Source organism: Streptomyces tricolor, assembly GCF_002155905.1.
Taxonomy (GTDB): Bacteria; Actinomycetota; Actinomycetes; order Streptomycetales; family Streptomycetaceae; genus Streptomyces; species Streptomyces tricolor.
Genome location: NZ_MUMF01000317.1, coordinates 1 through 6696, shown reverse-complemented (window position 1 = coordinate 6696; position 6696 = coordinate 1). Strand labels below are relative to the sequence as shown.

Here is a 6696-nt window from a genome sequence, read left to right as displayed (position 1 = left end):
GGGAACCACCAGCTGGTGGTGGTCGGTGGCGAACTGCTCGGCGATCAGGTCGGAGTACGCGAACTCGTCTCCGGCGTCGCCGCCCTCGGACTCGAAGCCCACGCTGAACGTCGCCAGGTCGCGCTGCCCCTCCTCGGCCAGGAGTGCCACGATCAGGCTGGAGTCCAGTCCGCCCGAGAGCAGGACGCCGACGGGCACATCGGCGACCATCCGCCGGCGTACGGCGGTGCGCAGGGCGTCGAGCACCGCGTCCCGCCATTCGCTCGGGCTCATGCCCGCGTGCTCGGGACGGCGGGTGTACGACGGCTGCCAGTAGCGGTGGTCCTGGTGGGTGCCGTCCGGCTCGACGACCCGGACGGTGGCCGGCGGCAGCTTGCGCACCCCGGCCAGCACGGTGCGGGGGGCGGCCACGGTCGCGTGCCAGCTGAGGTACTGGTGGACGGCGACCGGATCCAGCGAGGTGTCGACGCCACCGCCCGCGAGGAGGGCCGGGAGCGAGGAGGCGAACCGCAGCCGTCCGGGGGTCTGCGCCAGGTACAGGGGCTTGATGCCGAGCCGGTCGCGTCCCAGGACCAGACGGCCGGTGCGGTGCTCGACGAGGGCGAACGCGAACATGCCGAGGAAGCGGTCGACGCAGGAGGTGCCCCACTGCCGGTACGCGTTGAGGACGACCTCGGTGTCGGAGGTGGACCGGAACCGGTGGCCGAGGGCCTGCAACTCCGCGCGGAGTTCCGCGTAGTTGTAGATGCAGCCGTTGAACACGCCGGTGATCTCCTGCCCGGCGTCGGTCATCGGCTGGGCCCCGCGTTCGGAGAGGTCGATGATCTTGAGTCGGCGGTGCCCCAGGGCCACGGCGCCGTGCGACCAGGTGCCCTGGCCGTCGGGGCCGCGGGCGGCGAGCCGGTCGCTCATGCGGACCACGGCCGCCAGGTCGGGCCGTCCGCCGTCGAAGCGCATCTCTCCGCTCAGACCGCACATCAGGCACCACCTCCCCGCTGCGCGTCCGGGCGGGGTGGCGGTGGGGCGGGCGCCGAGCCGTCCGTCGGTATGTGGTCCGGGCTGGTGGGCATGGCGGTGTCTCTCCTTCGCAGCGAGTAGCGAGTGCGGTAGGGGTGGCCGGCTCCTCAGCGGCGCGTCACCGGCGGGCGGGTCCGCGCCGGGCGGGAGCCGGAAGTGTCTTCGGCGGGCAGTTGCACGGAGGGGACGGGCCCGGTGCGGCCCGCGACGGGCCGGCGGCGCCGTTCGACGTCGCCCCGGGTCTCCGCGACGGCGAGATCGGTGCAGGCCAGCAGGTCCTCCTCGGCCGCCGTACGGCGCATGCGGTGGGCGGCGCTGCCGTCCATGAGCGCCTGCTCCGCGAGGTCGCGGACCGTCTGCCAGTCCCCCGCCGCCTCCAGCGCCGGGCGGACATGTGCGAGCAGGCCGCGGACGACCTGGGGCGCGGGTGCCGCACGACGGGTGCGGGGATCGAGCAGAGTTCCCTCGAGGCCGGAGCGTGCGGCCCGCCAGGAGGCGGCGCGCAGCCATTCGTGCCGGCCCCCGCAGGCGAGGCCCGGCCGCTCGGCGGCCTCGGTGACCAGGGCGCGGAAGAGGCCGGCGACGAGCACGACCGTCGCCGCGCGCGGGCAGGCGTCGCAGATGCGCAGTTCGAGGGTGGGCTGGTGGGCCGAGGGCCGTATGTCCGTGTAGATCATGCCGGGGTCGCTGATGACGCCCGAGTCGATCAGGCCCTGCACCGTCGCGTCGTACTCGGCGGCGTTCGCGAAGCATCCGACCGGTCCCGCGGTGGGCCAGCGCTGCCACACCATCGTCCGCCAGCTGGCGTAGCCGGTGTCGGCGCCCAGCCAGAACGGTGAGCTGGCGGACAGGGCCAGCAGGACGGGCAGCCACGGCGACACCGCGCACATGGTGCGTACGGCCAGGTCGCGGTCGGGGGCGTCGACGTGGACGTGGGTTCCGCAGATCAGCTGCTCGTCGGCGACCATGCGGTACTCCTCGACCATGCGGCGGTAGCGGCGGCCGGCCGTGGGGCGGATGTCCGCGGTACGGGCCAGCGGCACCGTTCCGGCGGACACCACGGCCAGACCGTGGCCGGTGGCCGTGGCGTCGAGCCGCCGCCGTGTGCTGGTCACATCGCGGTACAGGTCGTCCAGCGATGTGTGCACGCCGCTGTTGGACTCCACGGTCGCCTGCTGCAACTCGGTCGTGAAAGTGGGTCCGGGCAGCTGTGCCAGCAGCGAGTCTGCCCGGGGCACGAGCAGGCCCGTCTCCACCTCGACGATGTGGAACTCCTCTTCCACTCCGATGCGAACGGTCACGACGCTCCTAAGGGTGACGGAGGGACGCTCGGCTGCCTCGCCCCGAAAGCCGCCCCCCACACGGCGGACGGCAGGCTGTGCACCTCCGACTTCCCCTCTGGCCCGTCACTAAGCAACACTGCTCAATGGAGACTTACACATCACAGACGAGCAACAGATGACCCGTGGTACGCGGTGCGCGTCCGTGCCGGTCCGGGCTACGCCTTCCGAGGGCTTGGCACGCCCGCCGCCACATCACCGGCCTGCACATGGGTACCTCCCCGCTGAGGAGGTTGCGATGTTCGAGGCATCCGATATCCGCGAGTGGCGTGGGCACGACGTGGTCGACGCGGACGGTCACAAGATCGGTGTGCTGGAGTCGATCTACGTCGACACCGGGACCGACCAGCCCTACTTCGCCACGGTGACGGTGGGCCTGCCCACCCGCCGCAGGCTGGTGTTCGTGCCTCTCGTCGGCGCGACCGTCGGCCCGGGGTACCTGAAGGTCGCCCACGGCAAGGACCAGGTCAAGAAGGCCCCGGCGATCGACACCGACGGGGAGTTGCCCGCAGCCGAGGAACCGGAGGTGTTCGCCCACTACGAGCTGCCCTACGCGCCGGGCACGGGCGGCGAACGACGCCTGGCGCGCCGTTGACGCACCGAAGTCACCGGGAGATCCGATGAGCCTGTTCCTGTTCCTGATCCTCGTGGCCCTCGTCCTGGGCATCATCGGCTTCGCCGTCGAGGGCCTGTTCTTCCTCCTGGTCATCGGCGCCGTCGTCCTCGTCGCGGACCTGGTCTACGTGGCGATGCGCTTCGGCCGCCGCGGCAGGAAGCACCGCGTCCGCCGCTGACGGGCGGCGGGCACGGCGGCGGAAGCGGCACGGTGCGGGCATGGCGCGCTTTCTGCTGGTCGCGGGGGCCTGGCTCGGTGCGTGGGCCTGGGACGCGGTCGTGCCGGAGCTGTGCGCGGCCGGCCATGACGTGCGGCCGTTGTCCTTGTCCGGGCTGGCGGAGAAGCGGGGCGTCGCGGCGCGGCAGTCGACGCACGTCCAGGACATCGTCGGCGAGGCCGCGGCGCCCGGCGCGCGTGACGTCGTACTCGTCGGACACAGTTACGGCGGCGTTCCGGCCGGCCAGGCCGCCGGGAGGATCGGTGACCGGCTGGTCCGGCTGGTGCTCGTCGACGCGCCCGTCCCCGTCGACGGCGCGTCGTGCGTGGCCGGGTGGCCGAACGGCGGCGCGGTCGCGGCGGCGATCGACGCCCACGGCGGCTGCTGGCCCCCGCCCGGCCGCGGCTTCTACGCGGGCCAGGACCTGACCGAGGAGCAGATCACCCGGATCATGGACCGGTCGACGCCGCATCCGGGTGACACGCTCACCGAGCCGGCGGTACTGCCCCGTCCGCTGTCGGAGATCCCGACGACGTACATCCGCTGCCTGCGCAACGGCGCCGGTCCCGACGCCCGCGCGGCCGAACTGTCGGCCGGCGGGCGGTGGCGGCTGGTGGAGCTGGACACCGGTCACTGGCCGATGTTCTCCCGGCCGCACGAACTGGCGCGGATCCTCCTCCGCGAGGCGGCGGAGCGCTGAGCGACGCGGTCGCGCGTTCTCACCGGAAGGCTGCAAGCTGGTACAGACATGCCCACAACGTCGTACGGCAGGGAGCGGTCATGGACGACGTGGACAGCGTGACCGTAGGCGTGCTGGGCTCCTACGGGGGCCGGAACGTGGGCGACGAGGCGATCCTCACCGCCCTGCTGGACCGGGTCCGGGCCGGGCGTCCGGGGACCCGCTTCGTGGTCTTCTCGCGCCATCCGGAGCACACCCGCGCCGTCCATCCGGATGTCGAGGTCGTCGGCTGGGAGGGGGTCTGCCGGGAGGGCATCTCCGCGCATCTGCGGCGGCTGAGCGTCCTGGTGCTCGGCGGCGGCGGGATCCTCTACGACACCGAGGCGCGTCGCTATCTGCGGCTGGCCCGCACCGCCCAGGAGCTCGGCGTCCCCGTCTTCACCTACGCGGTCGGCGCCGGTCCGCTCACCGACGAGACGGACTGTGCGTGGGTGCGTGCGGTGCTGTCGGACGCGGTCGAGGTGACGGTCCGGGACGAGGAGTCCAAGCTCGTGCTCGAAGAGGCCGGACTCACCCGGCCCGTCACCGTCACGGCCGATCCGGCGCTGCTGCTGGAACCCGGCGACCGCGGCCGGGCGCTGCTGCGGGCCGAGGCCGTGCCGCGCGGCGTGCGACTGGTGGGCATGAGCGTGCGCGAGCCCGGGCGCGCGGCCGAGCACCTGGACGAAGAGGGCTACCACCAGCTGCTCGCCGGCGTGGGGGATTTCCTCGCGCACCGCCTGGACGCGCACGTCGTCTTCGTCTCCATGGAACGCGGCGACATCCGGCACGCGCACGCCGTGGCCTCCCGCATGGCGGAGGCGGACCGCTGCACGGTGCTGCGCGGCGGCCACGGGCCGCAGCAGGTGCTCGACATCGTCACCCAGCTGGACCTGGCCGTCGGCATGCGACTGCACTTTCTGATCTTCGCCGCGCTGGCCGGGATCCCCCTGCTGCCCCTGCCCTACGCGGGCAAGGTGTTCGACTTCGCCCAGCAGGTCGGCGCGCCCGCCCTGCGCGGGGTGGTCCGGGAGACGACGGGGCTGCTACTGGCCGAGGTGGACCGCCTCTGGGACGAGCGGCGCGCCCGCGCGGCCGACACCGCCGTGCGTACGGCGGCGATGCGGCTGCGCGCGGCCCAGACCGCCGAACGGCTCCTCACCCATCTGGACGGCGCCGCCGCGGCGCACGCCGTCCGCCGCGACACGCCCGTGCCCGCCTCCGTCGCGGGCTGACGCCGACGGCCACCGGTTCTCCGAGGGAGTGAACGTGTCCTACCTGATGCCGCCCCGGGTTCCCAGGAAGGTGGACCTCCCGCCTCGTCAGGCGCTGCACGCGGGGGCCACGCAGGTGCTGGTGGTCGGCGGCGGGCCGGCGGGCATCGGTGCGGCCATCGGCGCCGCCAACGCGGGCGCCGAGGTCGTCCTCGTGGAGCGCTACGGGTTTCTCGGCGGCAATGCCACCGCGGCGCTGGTGATGCCGTTGATGAGCTTCCACAACGAGGTCAAGCAGGCCGTGGCCGGTGACACCGCGCGCCTGCTGCCGCCGGACCACGGCGAGGGCGAGCCGGTCGTCGGCGGGGTGCTGTGGGTGCTGCTCGACCAGCTCGTGCGGAGGGGAGCGGCGATCCGGCCCTCACTGGAGACCGGGTACACCGTGCCCTTCGATCCGGAGCTGTTCAAGCTGGTGGTGTACGAGCTGCTGATCAATCACGAGGTCCGTACGCTCCTGCACTCCTTCGCCTCCGACGTGCTCAGCCTGCCCGACCGGGTGCGTGCGGTGTTCGAGACCAAGTCGGGGCCCCTCGTCATGGACGCGGACGTGATCGTGGACTGCACCGGGGACGGCGACATCGCCGCGGCGGCGGGGGCGTCGTACGACATCGGCCGGCCGGAGGACGGCTGGACCCAGCCCATGTCGCTGATGTTCCGCATGGTCCGCTTCGACCACGAGGAGTTCGCCGCCTACACCCGCGCCCACCCGGACCAGTGGCGGGGCGTGCACGGGCTGTGGGACCTGGTCCGGGCCGCCACGGACGCCGGGGAACTGGACCTGCCCCGGGAGGACGTGCTCTTCTTCGCCACCCCGAACTCCGGTGAGGTGGCGGTCAATTCGACGCGCGTCACCGAGGTGCTCGGCACCAGCGTCTGGGACCTGACCCGTGCCGAGTTCACGGCACATCACCAGATGGCGCAGATCGCCCGGTTCCTGCGCGAGCGCGTGCCGGGCTTCGCCGACTCCTACGTCGTCCAGAGCGGGGTCCAGGTCGGAGTCCGGGAGACCCGCCGGATCGTGGGCGAGTACCAGCTGACCGGCGACGACGTGCTCACGGCCCGCAAGTTCGAGGACGCGGTCGCCCGCGGCGCCTACCCGGTGGACATCCACAACCCGAGCGGTCGCGGCACCCTCCTGAAACGGGTGCCGCGCGGGGAGTCGTACGACATCCCCCTGCGCTGCCTGATCCCGCAGGGGGTGGACCGGATCCTGGTCGCGGGCCGCTGCATCTCCGGGGACCACGTGGCCCACTCCTCCTACCGCGTCATGCCGATCTCCATGGCCACCGGACAGGCGGCGGGGGTGTGCGCGGCGCTCGCGGCGACGCAGCGCCGGCAGCCCCGGGACGTCCCGGTGAGCGCGGTCCAGCGCGCACTCCGCGCCCAGGGCGCCAGCCTGCTCTGACCACGGACCACGGACCCCGAGCGGCGGGCCACGGCGGCCCGGGCCACGGGGCATCGCGGCTTGGGCTGCGGGGCATCGCGGCTCGGGCCACGGCGGCACGGCCGCGGCG

7 protein-coding genes are annotated in these 6696 nt (G+C 73.2%); 5 read left to right on the top strand and 2 right to left on the bottom strand.

The window, feature by feature from the left end; all coding sequences use genetic code 11:
- Both asnB and CCN44_RS22760 read right to left on the bottom strand, forming a co-directional pair.
- The coding region (gene asnB / locus CCN44_RS22765) for an asparagine synthase (glutamine-hydrolyzing) (RefSeq protein ID WP_086699027.1) at positions 1-978 on the bottom strand (978 nt) is incomplete at its 3' end.
- A gap of 146 nt (positions 979-1124) precedes the next feature.
- Positions 1125-2318, bottom strand: coding sequence for a carboxylate-amine ligase (locus tag CCN44_RS22760; protein ID WP_086699024.1), 1194 nt, complete (start codon positions 2316-2318; stop codon positions 1125-1127).
- A gap of 277 nt (positions 2319-2595) precedes the next feature.
- Between CCN44_RS22760 and CCN44_RS22755 the strand changes: the two genes are divergently transcribed.
- The 5 genes from CCN44_RS22755 to CCN44_RS22740 all read left to right on the top strand — a co-directional run bounded on the left by CCN44_RS22755 (position 2596) and on the right by CCN44_RS22740 (position 6587).
- Positions 2596-2952, top strand: a complete 357-nt coding sequence (locus tag CCN44_RS22755; RefSeq protein WP_059255836.1) for a PRC-barrel domain-containing protein — start codon at positions 2596-2598, stop codon at positions 2950-2952.
- A gap of 25 nt (positions 2953-2977) precedes the next feature.
- Positions 2978-3151 (top strand): hypothetical protein, encoded by a 174-nt coding sequence (locus CCN44_RS45120; RefSeq protein ID WP_167404017.1) that lies wholly within the window; start codon positions 2978-2980, stop codon positions 3149-3151.
- 40 nt (positions 3152-3191) lie between these two features.
- A complete protein-coding gene (locus CCN44_RS22750) occupies positions 3192-3890 on the top strand; it encodes an alpha/beta fold hydrolase (protein ID WP_059255838.1) in 699 nt (232 codons plus the stop codon).
- Between the two features lie 80 nt (positions 3891-3970).
- Entirely contained in the window at positions 3971-5143 is a 1173-nt protein-coding gene (locus CCN44_RS22745; protein ID WP_086699022.1) for a polysaccharide pyruvyl transferase family protein, read from the top strand.
- 34 nt (positions 5144-5177) lie between these two features.
- Complete coding sequence (locus CCN44_RS22740; protein WP_223283667.1) at positions 5178-6587, top strand: FAD-dependent oxidoreductase; 1410 nt, start codon at positions 5178-5180, stop codon at positions 6585-6587.
- Positions 6588-6696: the final 109 nt, after the last annotated feature.